Below are 16,023 nucleotides of genomic sequence, written 5' to 3'. Positions count from 1 at the left end.
GTTTTCCAAACCTGCTGATTTCATTATTATCAGCAGGTTTATTTGTATTTTCGAGGGGTGATAATGAGTGTGAAAGGATGTGGAAGGGATGAAATGGGTCTTAATAATCCTTATTTGTTTACTCGTATTAATTTTACTTCTCATATTTATGAAACTAAGAATCAAGGTAGACATTTTACATAATGAAGAAAATAACCATATCAAAATCAAAATGATGGTCCTTTTTGGTTTAATCTCTTACACATATAACGTACCTTTTGTAAAAGTAGACGAGGAAAACCTATCCTTAGTCGTGAAGAGCGAGACAGAGGCAGGTAGCAGTGCTGAAAAAACAACGACTTCTGAACAAAAGACGAGAATTACACCACATGATGTGATGGAAAAGGTAAGGCAGGCAAAGGAATTTTTAGAACATGTTGTAAATCTTCGTGGAATTATGAAAAGGTTTATTAATAGTATTACAATTCATAAATTGGAATGGAACAGCTCGTTTGGGCTTGGGGATGCAGCCCAAACTGGTATGGCTACTGGTGTTCTATGGTCATTAAAAGGAAGCATTGTGGGAATACTAGCTCATTATATGAGGCTTAAAACAAAGCCGGTATTAGCTATCACACCTCACTTTCTCGAGAATGTAGTAAGGACGAAGGTGATATGTATTTTTTCATTTCGGATCGGGCATGCTATTCTCGGAGGATTACGAGTCGTGAAATATTGGAAGAGTACTAAAGGAGGAAAACAACATGTCAGAACATCCAATTCAGGGCTTAATGACAACAGCTATGGAAAGTTTGAAGCAAATGATTGATGTCAACACAATCATTGGGGACCCAGTAGAAACCCCGGATGGCAGTGTTATTCTAACCGTTTCAAAAGTAGGTTTTGGATTTGCAGCCGGTGGAAGCGAGTTTCAAGCCCAAGGGCAAGCGGGCGGAGGCAGCAGTGAAGACGGTAGTTCTAGCCAATTTCCTTTTGGCGGAGGTAGCGGTGGTGGAGTCTCGATTACGCCAATCGCCTTTTTAGTTGTCAATGCATTAGGTGTTAAAATGATTCACTTAGATGAGAGTACACATCTATTTGAACGACTGTTAGATCTTGCACCGCAAGCAGTTGAAAAAATCCAAAGTATGATGAGTAATAATAAAAATGGCCAGTCAAATGGAAATCAACATCAGAACCAGCAGCAAAATAATAAACAATTTGAGGAGCCACCTATTTAAAAAAGTTAGCATTAGGCTAACTTTTTTATTTTTTAAGGTTTTAAACTATAAAATAGTGGAATATATATAAGGGTTAAAAATATTTAATTCAAATTTATTAGATTTGGGGAGGAAGCTAAATGGCTAATGTAACATTTAAAGGCAATCAAATAACACTTCTTGGAAATGAAGTAAAGGTTGGAGAAAAGGCACCAAACTTTACAGTATTAGCTAACGACTTATCAGAGGTAACATTGGACAATACAAAAGGAAATGTACGCTTAATTAGTGTCGTTCCATCACTAGACACAGGTGTATGTGATGCCCAAACAAGACGTTTTAACGAAGAAGCAGCAAGTTTACCAAATGTTAAAATTTTAACAGTTAGTGTTGACTTACCATTTGCACAAAAACGCTGGTGTGGTGCGGCTGGAATCGAAAATGTACAAACATTGTCCGATCACCGTGATCTTTCATTTGGTGAAGCATATGGGGTTGCTATTCAAGAATTACGTCTTTTGACACGTGCAGTTTTCGTTGTTGATAGCAGTGACACGGTTACATATATAGAGTATGTTCCAGAGGCAACGGATCATCCAAATTATGAAGCAGCGATTGCTGCGGCAAAAGATGCTAAATAATCAAATAATCGTAACAGGGCTGTTTCAATTTGAGACAGCCCTTTTCTAATGATAAAATACTCCTTATGGAAATTATTTTGAGAGGAGAATGAAAATGACTGCCACGATTTTAGATATGGAAAAGTTATTTCAACTATTTGATAATTCAACAACGATTATTATGAATGAATTGCATATATCGTATTTAGAAGCACTAGCGGAAACGGGCGCGAACATATTTGAGGGAGAAATTCTACAGGATTTGGATTCCTTTACCGAAAGAAGGTTACAGAAGGAATATGAGGGTGTCGATTTATCCCAAACATCAAATGAGACGATACGTAAAGCCTTTCAATTGGCAATCTTAAAAGGGATGAAGGAAGCGATTCAGCCAAATCATGAAATGACTCCTGATGCAGTTAGCATTTTTATAAGCTACTTAGTTGAAAAACTGATGAGTAAAAAGGAACAATTTAGTTTGCTCGATCCTGCTTATGGTACTGGGAACTTGGTGACAGCAATTTTAAATAACACAAATAAAGCAGTGAAAGCCTATGGGGTTGAGGTCGATGAGATCCTTATGAAGCTGGCTTTTGCTGGGGCAAATCTGCAAAGGCATGAAATAGAATTATTTAGACAGGATGCTTTGCAGCCTATTTTTGTTGAAGCTGTTGATATTGTTGTAGCGGATGTTCCAGTCGGTTTTTACCCTAATGATGTTGTTGCAAATGAATATGAGCTAGCTACGAAAAGCGGAGGGCATTCTTTAGCCCACTATTTATACATTGAAAAAAGCTTAAAACATCTAAAAGACGGGGGCTTCTTTGTGGCGATGATCCCTAACTTTATGTTCGAGGGGGAAGAGGCCGCAAATTTGAATGCATTTATCAAGAAAAATGCGGTGATTATCGGTCTATTGCAGCTGCCATTATCAATGTTCAAAAACAATAAACATGCCAAAAGCATTTTTATCCTTCAAAAAAAGGGGGAAGATGTTCGTGAGCCGAAGCAGGCCTTGCTTGCAGAACTGCCAAGCTTCTCGAAAAAAGAGGCAATGCGTGGGATTATAAAGAATATTGATAATTGGTTTAAAGAGAATCTCTAATAAAGCTTTTTTTAATAGTTACAAGAGTCTGAAAAGGTGAACTTCTGCGGGTAAGCGTTGCCATATGATTTTTTACATTGATGATAAGTATTTAATTTGCTTAAATGATAAAGTGCAAAAAGTTACATACTAAGACTATTCATATGCGAAGGCGCATTTGATTAAAGGAGTTGTTATATACAATGTCAAAAATTTTGGCAATTAATGCAGGAAGTTCATCTTTTAAATTTCAACTATTTGAAATGCCAAGTGAAGAGGTTTTAACTAAAGGATTAGTAGAAAGAATCGGCTTAAAGGACTCTATTTTCACGATTACAGTAGATGGTGAAAAGCATAAAGAGGTTTCCGATATCCCTAATCATGCTGTTGCTGTTAAACAGCTTTTAGATAAGCTGATTAATCTTGGTATTTTATCATCTTTGGACGAAATTGACGGTATCGGTCATCGTGTTGTCCATGGTGGGGAAAAATTCAGCGATTCTGTTTTAATCACTGAAGAAGTTATTGAAACGATCGATAAATTATCGGAGCTGGCACCTTTGCATAATCCAGCAAATTTAGTCGGTATTAAAGCCTTTAAAGAAATTTTGCCTAATGTTCCAGCTGTAGCTGTTTTCGATACGGCTTTTCATCAAACAATGCCGGAAAAATCATTTTTATACAGCTTGCCATATGAATATTATACAAAGTTCGGGATCCGCAAATACGGATTTCATGGCACATCCCATAAATACGTATCCCATCGTGCAGCTGAGTTAATGAATCGTCCTCTTCATACATTGCGTTTACTCTCTTGTCATTTAGGTAATGGTGCTAGTATAGCCGCAATCGAAGGCGGAAAATCAATTGATACCTCCATGGGATTCACACCACTAGCAGGTGTAACAATGGGAACCAGATCCGGCAACATTGATCCGGCGTTAATTCCATACATTATGGAAAAAACAGGAAAAGATGCAGACGAGGTTCTTGAGGTTCTAAATAAACAAAGCGGAATGCTTGCCATTTCCGGCTTCTCCAGCGATTTGCGTGATATTGAGATCGAAGCAGAAAAAGGGAATGAGCGGGCTGAGCTTGCTCTGAATGTTTTTGCCTCAAGAATTCATAAATATATCGGTTCCTATGCTGCAAGAATGGGTGGAGTAGATGCCATTATTTTCACTGCCGGTATCGGTGAAAATAGTGATGTGGTCCGTGCCCGCGTTCTTCAAGGATTAGAGTTCATGGGTGTTTATTGGGATCAAGAATTAAACAAGGTCCGTGGTAAGGAAGTATTCATTAACCAACCGCAATCACCTGTTAAAGTTATCGTTATTCCAACGAATGAAGAGGTTATGATTGCAAGGGATACACAGCGATTGACGTTATAATCAGTATAATTACTTAAAAGGACTGTCCGAATAAGAATTCGGCAGTCCTTTTGGCAACTTTTACTGGGGTTCTCATTGAAACTTTTATCCTAAAACCGTTAAAATGTAGATAAAAGGTAGTTAAGATTGGAGGCAATCATGATGGAATGGTCTGATAGTGAACGGCGAGTCTATAAACAAATTGTTGACTGGGAACAAGGTTTATTTGAATACATACCTACTGATATTGAACGTGCTTTAGATAAATGGATTGAGTTTGGTTTTGAAAAACTGGATCCGGAGATAAAAGAACAATTTTTCAAAAATTTGGATAATATGTTATTTCACCTACATGCGTTTATTCAAGGTTCTGATTCGCAAATGATTGCTAAGGAGAGGCTGATTAAAACCGCACGAGTACTGGATGAGGACATTGACCAGGTAACGGATTTGAAGAAGCTAACAATCGATCAGCTCGTTTATTTAGCTGATCAACAAATTGCTAAATACCGTATTTATTCATTTGCCCAAGGCGGGTTGGCAGGAACGGGCGGAGCCCTTTTAGGTGTTGACGTGCCGGCTGTGATTATGCTGAATTTACGTGCTGTGCAAACACTCGCGAATGTATACGGCTATGATGTCAATATTCCATATGAAATGATGACCTCCTTGCGGGTTTTTCATGCGGCGACATTGCCAAAACGAATGAGAGCAGCAGGTTGGTCTAAGCTAATTAATGAAGTTCAGCAATTTGATGATCAATTTTATTATTTATATGAAAAAGATGAGGAGCTGACAAATGAGACGTGGTTGGAGCAGCCTCTTATTCAAATTTTAAAATCAATGGTTATTATTTTGTTCAGAAAAAAGGTTATTCAAGGCTTGCCGTTAGTAAGTATGGCTTTTGGAGCCGGAATGAATTATAAGCTTTCTCGTCAAGTGACCGAATTTGCCAATCATTTTTATCAAATGCGCTACCTAAACGAAAAAAATAACGTGGAAATTTAATGAGGTGACTCTTGTGAGTGTTGAAGAACATAAAAATGAAGCCCCAAAGTCAATAAGATGCATGGTTATTACCGTAAGCGATACACGTACGGAAGAAAGTGATAAAAGCGGAAAGCTCATGAAAGATTTACTTGTGGAAAAAGGTCATAAAATCGTAAGATATGAAATTGTAAAGGATGAACAGCTGCCGATAAAAGAGGCGATTTTAAGAGGCTGTGAGGATACAGAGGTAGATGCAATCCTTTTAAATGGCGGAACCGGTATTGCCAAAAGGGACGTTACAATCGAAACCGTACAAGAAATCATTGAAAAAGAGATTATTGGCTTTGGAGAATTATTTAGAATGTTAAGTTATACAGAGGATATCGGGTCTGCGGCAATATTATCAAGAGCTATTGCAGGAGTTGCTATGAATACAGCTATTTTTTCAACACCGGGTTCATCGGGTGCTGTCAAACTCGCAATGAATAAGCTAATTCTTCCTGAACTGGCCCATGTGATTCGCGAAGTACGCAAAGATGTATAAAATATAATTTCAAAAATAGTATCCGTCTAGCTTCAGCGCCCAGCGACTAGCAAACTTCACACTCCTTCACTACGATAAGTCAACATCGACTCGTACACGTCGCCGGATATCCTTTATCTCATTGCGAAGTGCTCCAGTTTGTACGTCGCTATGCGGGCGCTACCGTTTTTGTTCTTTTAATGATGCATTTTTTCTTCGATTACATTTTGATTTGTTCGATACCAAATCCATAGGTCGTTAATAATCGAAGCTAATTCTGAGATTTCAGAATTCAATTCGCATGATCTCTCGAAGTTTTCTTCAACATCCAATTGGGCTTGTCTTGAATTAATGGATACTTCTAGTTCCTTAATCCGATCGGGGATGTGTCCTCTAATAATTTCCCATTCTGCGACAATCCCTTCCTGTTCGGTTAATCCGTATTCATGCCAGTCTTTATCTAAAAACGGTAATTGAATACCTAATCGATCATCCATTTGAAAAAATTCTTTTGTGTTCACTTTTACACTCCCCCTTTATACCTTTTTCCATTGTACAGGAATTAAAAACTCATATCCAATTCTGTGATTTCAATTTTTAAAAATAATTTTATTTTTACCTATTGAAAATTGATTAAAAACTTGTTAGAGTATAATTTATTAAAAGAAATCAAATATTGATTTTATAATTTCAAGGGGACAAACATCCCTTTTCATTTTTGTTTAGTATGAATATTTATGTATTAAAAAGAATCTTTATACAAAGGATTTAGAGGAGGAGTTTTAATTGGCTAATAAGAAATGTGTACTTGCTTATTCTGGAGGACTTGATACTTCTGTTGCAATTAAATGGATATCAGAACAAGGTTTTGATGTTATTGCAGTATGCCTTGATGTAGGTGAAGGAAAAGATTTAGATTTCATCAAAGAAAAAGCACTAAAGGTTGGTGCTATTAAATCAGTTGTCATTGATGCGAAAAATGAATTTGCTGAAAGCTTTGTATTGCCAGCGCTTCATGCCAATACAATGTATGAGAATAAATATCCACTAGTATCAGCATTATCACGTCCTTTAATCGCGAAAAAGCTTGTTGAAATCGCAGAACAAGAAGGTGCCGATGCAATCGCCCATGGTTGTACAGGTAAAGGAAATGACCAAGTTCGTTTTGAAGTGTCATTTGCTGCATTAAACCCAGACTTAGAGGTGATTGCACCAGTACGTGAGTGGAGCTGGTCACGTGAAGAAGAAATCGAATATGCAAAAAAACATGGTATTCCAATTCCAATCAATTTAGACAGTCCTTATTCAATTGACCAAAATTTATGGGGACGCGCTAATGAGTGTGGAGTGCTAGAAGATCCATGGACAGCACCACCTGAAGATGCATATGAATTAACGAATTCAATTGAAAATACACCTGATGCACCTGAATATGTTGAAATTGAATTTATTCAAGGGAAACCAGTTACTCTTAATGGCAAACATTATCCATTAGATGAACTGATTCTTACTTTAAATAAAATTGCTGGTAAGCACGGTGTTGGACGTATTGACCATGTTGAAAACCGTTTAGTAGGCATTAAGTCACGTGAAGTTTACGAAGCTCCTGCTGCAATTACATTGATTAAAGCACATAAAGAGCTTGAAGATTTAACCCTTACTCGCGAAGTAGCTCATTTCAAACCAATTATTGAAATGAAGCTTGAAGAAGTGATCTACAATGGCTTATGGTTCTCACCATTAACTGATTCATTAAAAGCATTCTTAACTGAAACGCAAAAAACAGTTACTGGCGTAGTACGTGTTAAACTGTTCAAAGGTAATGCGATCGTTGACGGACGTAAATCAGACTACTCTTTATATAATGAAAAGCTTGCTACTTACACAGCAGAGGATACATTTGACCATACTGCTGCTGCTGGTTTTACAAAGCTTTGGGGTCTTCCAACGCAAGTGAACAGCATGGTGAATGGCAAGAAGAAGGTGAACGCGTGAAAAAGCTTTGGGGTGGCCGTTTCCAGAAAACAGCTGAGGAGTGGGTCGATGACTTTGGTGCATCGATCCACTTTGATAAACAATTAGTTGAAGAAGATATCGAAGGCAGCCTAGCTCATGTGACCATGCTAGGTAAATGTGGCATCTTAACGAATGAGGAAACAGAACAAATCAAAGCAGGTTTACAAACTTTGCTTGAAAAAGCAAAGAAGAATGAGCTGGAATTTTCTGTTCAATATGAAGATATTCATTTGAATATTGAAAAACAGCTGATTGATTTAATTGGTCCTGTTGGTGGAAAGTTACATACTGGCCGCAGCCGCAATGACCAGGTTGCAACAGATGTTCATCTTCATTTGCGAAATCAAGTCATCGAAATATTAGATGCAATTAAGTCGTTGCAAGCAGCATTAGTAAAACAGGCTGAACAACATGTGGAAACAATTATTCCTGGCTATACCCATTTACAAAGGGCACAACCTGTTTCGTTTGCACATCACTTGTTAGCTTATTTCTGGATGCTTGAACGAGATTACCAAAGAATGCAAGAATCCTATAAACGAATTAATATTTCTCCACTTGGTGCGGGAGCATTAGCGGGTACTACTTTCCCGATAGATCGTGAATACACAGCTGAACTACTTGGCTTTGACAGCGTCTATAATAATAGTTTAGATGCCGTTAGTGACAGAGATTATATTCTTGAGTTTTTAAGCAATTCATCGATCTTAATGATGCATTTATCCCGTTTCTGTGAAGAGTTAATTTTATGGTCAAGCTCTGAATTTAATTTTGTGGAAATTGATGATACATTTGCGACAGGCTCCAGTATCATGCCGCAAAAGAAAAATCCGGATATGGCGGAGTTAATTCGCGGAAAAACTGGACGAGTTTATGGTGCATTATTTGGATTATTAACTGTCATGAAAGGTACTCCTTTAGCCTATAATAAGGATTTCCAAGAGGATAAAGAAGGCATGTTTGATGTAGTGAAAACTGTGAAAGGTTCTCTGCAAATTTTTGCTGGAATGATCGACACTTTGAAAGTGAAAACGGAAGTGTTGGAAAAGACCGTAAAAGCGGATTTTTCTAATGCAACAGAGTTAGCCGACTATTTAGCAACTAAAGGTATGCCTTTCCGTGAAGCCCATGAGGTTGTTGGTAAATTAGTATTAACATGCATTCAAAAAGGTATTTATTTGCTTGGTCTAACCATTGACGAGTATAAGCAAGCTTCCGAACTATTTGAGGAAGATATTTATGAGGTACTGCAGCCCAAAACGGTTGTCGCTAGACGTAATAGTCTAGGCGGAACTGGCTTTGAACAAGTAAACATAGCGTTAAATAAAGCAAAAGAAGCGTTGGGCAACTAATACCCAACGCTTTTTTAGTATGAGCTCCACTGGCTAGTTCCAGCGCCTATCGCCTGGCAAACTTCAGGTCTCCTCCCTACGATAAGTCAACTAAGAATTGCTAACGCAATTCAAGTTTCCTATATCTCAGTCGAAGCCCCTCCAGTTTGTACGGCGATGAGCAAGGCGCTTCCACTTTTCTATTCAACATCTGAGCGGACGACGAGGACATTACATTTTGCATAGCGGGTAATGTGTTCGGATACACTTCCCATGAAGAATCGTTCCACTGCATTTAATCCGGTTGCCCCACAAACGATTAAATCTACATTATGCTTAGGAGCAATATCCTTAGCAATTTTTACTTTTGGAGAACCATATTCAAGAATTGTTTCAACATTAGTAAGACCGGCCTCAATTGCTTCTTTTTTATGTGATTCTAACAAATCATTAGCGAATTCTTCAGCACGCTCTGCAATGGTACGGTCATACGCCTCCACAGTAGCGTAGGATCTCGTATCAATTACATGGGTAATTAACAGTTTAGCATCGTTTATTTTTGCGATAGCAAGTGCTTTCTTGAAAGCTTTTTCAGCTTCTTTTGAACCATCAATGGCAATTAAAATGTTTTTATAAGTCAAACTCATGTTACATTCCTCCAATTTCGACAAATTATTGATCTTCGATTATTCTTCTTCATTTGAGCGGACAACGAGAACATTACACTTTGCATAGCGGGTGATATGCTCGGAAACACTTCCAATAAACAAACGTTCCACTGCATTTAATCCAGTTGCCCCACATACAATTAAATCAACATCATGTTTTGGGGCAATTTCTTTAGCGATTTTTACTTTTGGAGAACCGTATTCAATAATTAATTCTACATTGGATAAACCTGCCTCCTCGGCTTCTTTTTTATGGGACGCTAAAAGTTCATTTGCGTATCTTTCTGCACGTTCCTCAATAGTACCGTCATAGGCCTTAACAGGTCCGATGGTTCTAACATCAATAATATTTGTGATTATCAGTTTGGCATCATTAAGTTTTGCGATAGCCAGTGCTTTCTTAAATGCTTTTTCAGATTCCTTTGAGCCGTCAACAGCGACTAAAATATTTTTATAATCTAAACTCATTGCAATACCCCCAATTTTGACAAATTATCCATCTATTACAAGTTAATTATATCATTCAATTTTTTATATAAATTAATAAAAAATGAAGAAATAGTGAAAAAATTTGAGGCTAGTTAAGGGAGGAAATAGTATGCGAATTGGAATACCGGCAGAAATTAAGAACAATGAAAATCGTGTCGCAATGACACCGTCTGGGGCTGTTCATTTGGTGAAATCTGGGCATGAGGTTTATGTTCAAAGCGGTGCAGGAATGGGTTCAGGTTTTCCAGACGAGCAATATAGTGAAGCAGGAGCCCAAATTGTCGATTCCGCTGACGAAGCTTGGTCGATGGAAATGGTAATGAAGGTGAAAGAGCCGATAAAAGAAGAATACCGTTACCTCCGTGAAGGTTTAATTCTGTTTACTTATTTACATCTTGCTCCGGAACCAGAATTAACGAAAGAATTGATAAAAAATAAAGTTGTTGCTATTGCTTATGAAACAGTTGAACTGCCAAACCGCACACTCCCGCTGTTAACACCGATGAGTGAGGTTGCGGGCAGAATGGCGGCCCAAATAGGCGCTCAATTTTTAGAGAAGCCAAAGGGTGGTAAGGGGATTTTGTTAGGAGGTGTACCAGGTGTGAAACGGGGAAAGGTCACGATTATCGGTGGCGGCGTTGTAGGAACGAATGCTGCCAAAATAGCAGTTGGATTAGGCGCCGATGTAACCATCATTGACGTGAGTCCAGAGCGTTTACGACAATTGGATGATATCTTTGGTACACAGATTAAAACATTAATGTCAAATCCGTATAATATTGCTGAAGCTGTTAAGGAGTCTGATCTAGTTATTGGAGCAGTATTAATACATGGAGCCAGGGCCCCGCAATTAATAGCAGAGGACATGGTCAAATCGATGTCAAAAGGCTCAGTGATTGTTGATGTTGCTGTTGACCAAGGTGGAATTGTGGAGACAATTGACCGAATCACAACGCATTCCAACCCAACGTTTGAAAAGCACGGCATTGTTCATTATGCGGTTGCCAATATGCCTGGAGCCGTTCCACGAACATCAACGATTGCCCTGACAAATGTTACGGTTCCCTATGCCCTTCAGATTGCAAATAAAGGCTATCAGCAGGCTTGCTTAGAGAATGAACCATTGTTAAGAGGAGTTAATACTCTAAATGGTTTTGTAACCTATAAGGCGGTTGCAGATGCCCATGGGCTTGAGTATCATGATGCTGTAAATCTTTTAAAACAATAACTTGCAAAAAAAGGTCCAAACGGCAATGTTTCCGCTGGACCTTTAGTTTGTGCCTATCTCACAATCTGCAGCTCTTTCGGATATTTCGTCAAAACCTCACAGCCGCTATCCGTAATATAAATATCATCCTCGATTCGAACTCCGGCAATATCGGGGACATAGATGCCAGGTTCGATCGTGTAGGTCATGCCGGTCCTCAACTGATTTGTATTCGTTGAATTCAAAGAAGGGAATTCATGAACATCAATTCCTAAACCATGGCCGATTCTATGTGTGAAATACTCACCATACCCTGCAGCTGTAATAATGTCACGAGCTGTTCTATCAATTTTGCCAATTTCCATACCAGGTTTACTTGCTTCAATGGCTGCTAACTGCGCTTTTAATACAGTATCGTATATTTCCTGCTGTTTCTCATTAATGGAATGATAAGCAACCGTTCTTGTAATGTCAGAGCAATACCCGTCAAGGATAACGCCAAGGTCAAACAACACGAGATCCCCTTTTTGAATTTTATCAAGACCAGGTACACCGTGCGGAGCTGCTGTCTTCGCCCCCGTTAACACCATCGTCGAAAATGACATTTCCCTTACGCCTTTTTTCTTTAGCTCATATTCAATCTTAGCTACGACTTCTAACTCAGTACCCCCTTCTTTAATGGCACTAACTCCGACCTCAACTCCAAAATCAGCAAGCTTAGCTGCTTCTCGTAAAATGGCGAGTTCCGATTCATCTTTTATTAAACGAAGTTCATTCAATATTTCCTCAGCAGCCTTAAAAGCAACATTCGGAAAAAGACCTTGAAGCTTTTCACCACGCTCAAAAGAAAGATGATCTTTTTCGATCGCAATAGCCGAAACTGAAACATTTCTTTTTTGAATTGCCCTTTGAATAAACTCCCAGGGGTTTTCCGTGTCATCGTAACCAACAATTTCTAAATTCCAGCCAGCATTTTTAGCAGAAGCCATTTCCATTTTTGGACAGATAATAAATGGTTCTTCATTTTGGAATACGCCAACACCGGCAACCCGTTCGTGTGGGTGCGTGTAAAATTTACTTAAATAATAAATGTTTGCTGTTGACGTTATAAAAGCAAACTGGATATTCTCTTGTTTCATCCATTTTGTAAGTTCGTTAATACGCTTTTCCATCGTATCCAACCTTCTTTTTTTATTTTTATAAAATAATTATACAGATAATACTATAAATTTATCAAATTCGCTAAATCGACTGTACCGGAATGACGGTAATCTCAGTCTGATTAGACCGTCATTGTCCTAAACTGAATTGTTTTATGACGGTTCTTTATCTGGGTTAACACAGAACCCAGTGGAAAAGGCAAGCGTAGCGTTCCTTGACACATCCCCGCCGGGTTGTCGTGAAGATGGAAAGACTAAAAGATGAGCTTCTTGTTCAATTCACCTTTATAGTGACAAACATGAGCTTATCCCCCAAAAATATCACGAAGCTTTATTTCAATCGGGGAACAATGGAAAACTACATTAAAGAAGGAAAATTTGGCTTTGCATTTGGTAAAATGACAAGCACTGAATTTGAACGAAATGCTTGTAAGCTACAAATCGCCATTATCGCCTATAACCGTCACAGTGGATTTAAAAGATTATGTTTACCGGATGCCATGAACACAAAACTGATTGATACTGTTCGCTTACAGATCATCAAAATTGCTGGAAAAATCGTACGATCGGGTCGTTATCTTACATTTAAACTATCCAGCCATAGTCTGTATAAAAGAGTTAATGGAAACATTGATTAATATTCAGAAACTACCTCGTTTTGGCTGATAATAGTAGAATAAACTGTAAAATTTAAAATGATTTTACTCACCATGGTACAGGTCTGCCTTTTTTTGGTACAGTTTAGTAAATTGCGGGTCGACCATCTTGGTCTTTACTCCAGCTTCATTTGAAAATGGGATATTTAATCCAGTTGAATAAAGGTATCACCAAATATTCCCTGATTTGTATTGGTAAATCATCTAAAATAAGTTTTTGTGAATAATTCAGGATAAAGAATTTTTTTGATTATTCACTGCAAAACTGAATTTCTGGATGCTGACCGTATTCTTTTATCTATCCATGTGTTTTGGATGAAACTCTCGCCACTGGCTGCTGTATTGGTAAATCTTATCAATAATCATTTAGGAAATAATGGGTTAAATGGTTGAATTATACAATAAATAAGTTTACACTTTTTGTTTGAGAACTCTATTAATTTCATTATAGGCAATAAATCTTAAAGAGGTGTTATTAGTATGAAGGAAGTGAAATGTGAATGTGGACATGTTAACCCTCATGGGACGATATTTTGTGAGTCTTGTGGAAAATCGTTTGACAAGAATGATAAAGAAATACTACTAGATATGCGCTATGAGGGTAGTGCTAGACGTTCACAAACGTACAAAAAAACATTTATAGATAGTATTTGGAACTTTTTTTCCTCTGTCAAAGTTGGCGTTTGGTTAATTGTTATTACCTTACTTGCTTCTTCATTAGGAACATTGTTTCCACAGGAACTTTATATACCGCAGAATATTCCACCAGAGGATTTTTACGAACAGGAATATGGTTTTGCAGGAAAGCTTTATTATCAGCTTGGATTTTATGATTTATACGGCTCATGGTGGTATATGATTTTGATAGCGTTCATTGCCATTTCCCTTGTAATTTGTTCACTAGATCGGGTTGTACCTTTATATAAAGCGCTCCAAAAGCAAGGAGTAAAAAGAAATTCAAACTTTTTAAAAAGACAACGGTTGTTCGCTGAAAAAAGGATTGAAACATCTCAATCAGAAGAGCAGTTGATTAATTTACTAAAAAAGAAACATTATCGAGTTCACGTAAAAGAAGGTAATATTTTAGCTGAAAAAGGTCGTTTTTCTCGATGGGGTCCTTACGTTAATCATATTGGATTAATAATATTTTTAATAGGTGCAATGTTGCGCTTTTTTCCCGGAATGTACATTGATGATGCATTATGGCTTCGTGATGGGGAAACAAAAGTTATACCGGGCACCAATGGAAAATATTATTTAGAAAATAAGCGATTCATCAAAGAAGTTTATGACGAAAAAGATAATTTTACTGTTGGGATGGGAATGGCTAAAAACTATCAAACAGATGCTATTTTGTATGAACGTGTAGATGAGGTAGTTCCAGGGAAGAAGCCGGAACTTAAAAAGATTAAAGAACAGAAAATCCGAGTTAATCATCCTTTAAAGTTTAACGGCTATGCGCTTTACCAACTTAATTATAGGCTTGATGAGTTATATAAAATGACCTTTCAACTAGTTGAGAAGAAAACAAATAAGAGATTTGGAGAAGTCGTTATTAATCTAGAAAATCCACAATCTATTTATGATCTTGGAAACGGATATAAAGTTGAACTTATGAGTTATTTTCCAAACTTTTATTTTGATGAAGAAGGAAATCCCGCAACAAAAAATAGACTTCCCGAAAATCCGGCATTTATTTTCAAAATGTATTCTCCGGTCGTACCAGATGGGGAAGTAAGCTTTGTTGGTATTCAAACAAATGTTGAACCATTTGGTGAAAATAACTATAAAATGTCTTTTCAAAACCTCGATACCCGGAATGCAACAGGTTTAACTGTTCGACTTGATAGAACGATTGGAATTATTATTGCAGGTGGAATTATTTTTATGATTGGTGTCATCCAAGGAATGTATTGGAATCATCGTCGTATTTGGATTCAAAAGTCTGAAGGGAAAATAATGGTCGCTGCCCATACGAATAAAAACTGGTATGGACTAAAAAGGGAAATAGTGACGATGTTTGAAGGAACGATTTTACCTATTCCAGTAGATCAACAAGAAAAGGTAAGCAAGGGGGGAGTTAATTGATCGAAATTAGCAGTAATTTACTATATGTTTCTTTTATTCTTTACCTGTTCGCCACAGTTTTTTTTGCTGCAGGGATTCGAGATAAACATTCAATAGCAAATACAAATAAGTGGGCAAAGCTTGGAATTATTGTTACAATTATTGGTTTTATCGCACAAATTTGCTATTTTATAACAAGGTGGATTGCCGCAGGCCATGCACCAGTTAGTAACCTGTTCGAATACACCACATTTTTTGGAATGATGCTTGTATTCGCGTTTATCCTTATTTATTTTATGTATAAAAATGTTCTAATTGGTGCCTTTACAATGCCGGTTGCACTGTTGGTAATCGCTTATGCCGCGATGTTTTCACGCGATGTTTTACCGTTGATTCCGGCATTACAAAGTCATTAGCTTTATATTCACGTAACTACAGCAGCACTAGGGGAAGCTATTTTAGCAATCAGTTTTGCAGCTGGCTTAATTTATTTACTGCACGTTGTTGACCAATCAAGGGCTAGCAAGCAGACTCAATGGCTTGAGATTATTTTATATGGAATTTTAATTTCCAAATGTGTGGTCTAACTCCACCGTCTTTAGACGGTATACGACTTTCAATTCATATTTTAATTATATTTTGC

At 37.6% G+C, this 16,023-nt stretch carries 16 protein-coding genes and 1 pseudogene; 13 read left to right on the top strand and 4 right to left on the bottom strand.

The genetic code is table 11. From position 1 onward, the window contains the following. The first annotated feature begins 88 nt into the window (after positions 1-88). From P9E47_RS09180 to P9E47_RS09150, 7 genes are all read left to right on the top strand, one after another. Positions 89-808: a DUF2953 domain-containing protein gene (locus P9E47_RS09180; RefSeq protein WP_035194306.1), complete on the top strand. Its 720-nt coding sequence runs from the start codon at positions 89-91 to the stop codon at positions 806-808. Next, the gene (gene ytfJ, locus P9E47_RS09175; protein ID WP_035194305.1) at positions 744-1,220 is read left to right on the top strand and encodes a GerW family sporulation protein; all 477 of its coding nucleotides are present in this window, start codon (positions 744-746) and stop codon (positions 1,218-1,220) included. The genes P9E47_RS09180 and ytfJ overlap by 65 nt, the downstream gene beginning before the upstream one ends. A gap of 119 nt (positions 1,221-1,339) precedes the next feature. Next, the gene (gene tpx / locus P9E47_RS09170) at positions 1,340-1,840 is read left to right on the top strand and encodes a thiol peroxidase (protein WP_326163214.1); all 501 of its coding nucleotides are present in this window, start codon (positions 1,340-1,342) and stop codon (positions 1,838-1,840) included. A 94-nt stretch (positions 1,841-1,934) separates the two neighbouring features. Beyond that, entirely contained in the window at positions 1,935-2,924 is a 990-nt protein-coding gene (locus P9E47_RS09165) for a class I SAM-dependent methyltransferase (protein WP_326153800.1), read from the top strand. A 182-nt stretch (positions 2,925-3,106) separates the two neighbouring features. After that, on the top strand, positions 3,107-4,294 hold the full coding sequence (locus P9E47_RS09160; protein WP_326153801.1) for an acetate kinase: 1,188 nt from the start codon (positions 3,107-3,109) through the stop codon (positions 4,292-4,294). A 138-nt stretch (positions 4,295-4,432) separates the two neighbouring features. After that, positions 4,433-5,281, top strand: coding sequence for an EcsC family protein (locus P9E47_RS09155; protein WP_326163213.1), 849 nt, complete (start codon positions 4,433-4,435; stop codon positions 5,279-5,281). 13 nt (positions 5,282-5,294) lie between these two features. Then, complete coding sequence (locus tag P9E47_RS09150; protein ID WP_326153803.1) at positions 5,295-5,807, top strand: MogA/MoaB family molybdenum cofactor biosynthesis protein; 513 nt, start codon at positions 5,295-5,297, stop codon at positions 5,805-5,807. A gap of 176 nt (positions 5,808-5,983) precedes the next feature. Here P9E47_RS09150 and P9E47_RS09145 read toward each other — a convergent pair whose 3' ends face one another. Next, complete coding sequence (locus P9E47_RS09145; protein WP_326153834.1) at positions 5,984-6,283, bottom strand: hypothetical protein; 300 nt, start codon at positions 6,281-6,283, stop codon at positions 5,984-5,986. A 289-nt stretch (positions 6,284-6,572) separates the two neighbouring features. Here P9E47_RS09145 and P9E47_RS09140 point away from each other — a divergent pair, with 289 nt between their 5' ends. Both P9E47_RS09140 and argH read left to right on the top strand, forming a co-directional pair. After that, entirely contained in the window at positions 6,573-7,781 is a 1,209-nt protein-coding gene (locus P9E47_RS09140; RefSeq protein ID WP_035194291.1) for an argininosuccinate synthase, read from the top strand. Next, on the top strand, positions 7,778-9,154 hold the full coding sequence (gene argH / locus P9E47_RS09135) for an argininosuccinate lyase (protein ID WP_326153804.1): 1,377 nt from the start codon (positions 7,778-7,780) through the stop codon (positions 9,152-9,154). The genes P9E47_RS09140 and argH overlap by 4 nt, the downstream gene beginning before the upstream one ends. A 179-nt stretch (positions 9,155-9,333) precedes the next feature. On the opposite strand, the gene P9E47_RS09130 is transcribed toward argH, so the two are convergent. Then, positions 9,334-9,780, bottom strand: a complete 447-nt coding sequence (locus P9E47_RS09130; protein WP_326153806.1) for a universal stress protein — start codon at positions 9,778-9,780, stop codon at positions 9,334-9,336. Positions 9,781-9,819: 39 nt separating this feature from the next. Further along, complete coding sequence (locus tag P9E47_RS09125) at positions 9,820-10,269, bottom strand: universal stress protein (protein ID WP_035194285.1); 450 nt, start codon at positions 10,267-10,269, stop codon at positions 9,820-9,822. A 130-nt stretch (positions 10,270-10,399) separates the two neighbouring features. On the opposite strand from P9E47_RS09125, the gene ald reads away from it, so the two are divergent. Further along, positions 10,400-11,518 carry an alanine dehydrogenase gene (gene ald, locus P9E47_RS09120; RefSeq protein WP_326153807.1) on the top strand — a complete coding sequence of 373 codons (1,119 nt, stop codon included), beginning with the start codon at positions 10,400-10,402 and terminating at the stop codon, positions 11,516-11,518. 53 nt (positions 11,519-11,571) lie between these two features. On the opposite strand, the gene P9E47_RS09115 is transcribed toward ald, so the two are convergent. After that, positions 11,572-12,669 (bottom strand): M24 family metallopeptidase, encoded by a 1,098-nt coding sequence (locus P9E47_RS09115; protein ID WP_326163211.1) that lies wholly within the window; start codon positions 12,667-12,669, stop codon positions 11,572-11,574. A 203-nt stretch (positions 12,670-12,872) separates the two neighbouring features. Here P9E47_RS09115 and P9E47_RS09110 point away from each other — a divergent pair, with 203 nt between their 5' ends. The 3 genes and pseudogenes from P9E47_RS09110 to P9E47_RS09100 form a co-directional block, all read left to right on the top strand. Next, on the top strand, positions 12,873-13,295 hold the full coding sequence (locus P9E47_RS09110; protein WP_326163210.1) for a transposase: 423 nt from the start codon (positions 12,873-12,875) through the stop codon (positions 13,293-13,295). A gap of 498 nt (positions 13,296-13,793) precedes the next feature. Beyond that, entirely contained in the window at positions 13,794-15,401 is a 1,608-nt protein-coding gene (resB, locus tag P9E47_RS09105; protein WP_326163208.1) for a cytochrome c biogenesis protein ResB, read from the top strand. Further along, positions 15,398-15,946, top strand: a pseudogene (locus tag P9E47_RS09100) (c-type cytochrome biogenesis protein CcsB); the annotation flags it as partial. The gene resB and the pseudogene P9E47_RS09100, both read left to right, overlap by 4 nt. Positions 15,947-16,023 lie beyond the last annotated feature (77 nt).

It is taken from the genome of Schinkia azotoformans (assembly GCF_035811335.1).
In the GTDB taxonomy this organism is placed as follows: Bacteria; Bacillota; Bacilli; order Bacillales; family Bacillaceae_J; genus Schinkia; species Schinkia azotoformans.
This window is presented reverse-complemented; position numbering and strand designations above follow the sequence as displayed.

Coding starts and splice junctions, on each gene's coding strand:
- tpx (WP_326163214.1), top strand. CDS start 1,340: ATGGCTAATGTAACATTTAAAGGCAATCAAATAACACTTCTTGGAAAT.
- P9E47_RS09125 (WP_035194285.1), bottom strand. CDS start 10,269: ATGAGTTTAGATTATAAAAATATTTTAGTCGCTGTTGACGGCTCAAAG.
- P9E47_RS09165 (WP_326153800.1), top strand. CDS start 1,935: ATGACTGCCACGATTTTAGATATGGAAAAGTTATTTCAACTATTTGAT.
- ald (WP_326153807.1), top strand. CDS start 10,400: ATGCGAATTGGAATACCGGCAGAAATTAAGAACAATGAAAATCGTGTC.
- P9E47_RS09115 (WP_326163211.1), bottom strand. CDS start 12,669: ATGGAAAAGCGTATTAACGAACTTACAAAATGGATGAAACAAGAGAAT.
- P9E47_RS09130 (WP_326153806.1), bottom strand. CDS start 9,780: ATGAGTTTGACTTATAAAAACATTTTAATTGCCATTGATGGTTCAAAA.
- resB (WP_326163208.1), top strand. CDS start 13,794: ATGAAGGAAGTGAAATGTGAATGTGGACATGTTAACCCTCATGGGACG.
- P9E47_RS09155 (WP_326163213.1), top strand. CDS start 4,433: ATGATGGAATGGTCTGATAGTGAACGGCGAGTCTATAAACAAATTGTT.
- ytfJ (WP_035194305.1), top strand. CDS start 744: ATGTCAGAACATCCAATTCAGGGCTTAATGACAACAGCTATGGAAAGT.
- P9E47_RS09145 (WP_326153834.1), bottom strand. CDS start 6,283: ATGGATGATCGATTAGGTATTCAATTACCGTTTTTAGATAAAGACTGG.
- P9E47_RS09180 (WP_035194306.1), top strand. CDS start 89: ATGAAATGGGTCTTAATAATCCTTATTTGTTTACTCGTATTAATTTTA.
- P9E47_RS09160 (WP_326153801.1), top strand. CDS start 3,107: ATGTCAAAAATTTTGGCAATTAATGCAGGAAGTTCATCTTTTAAATTT.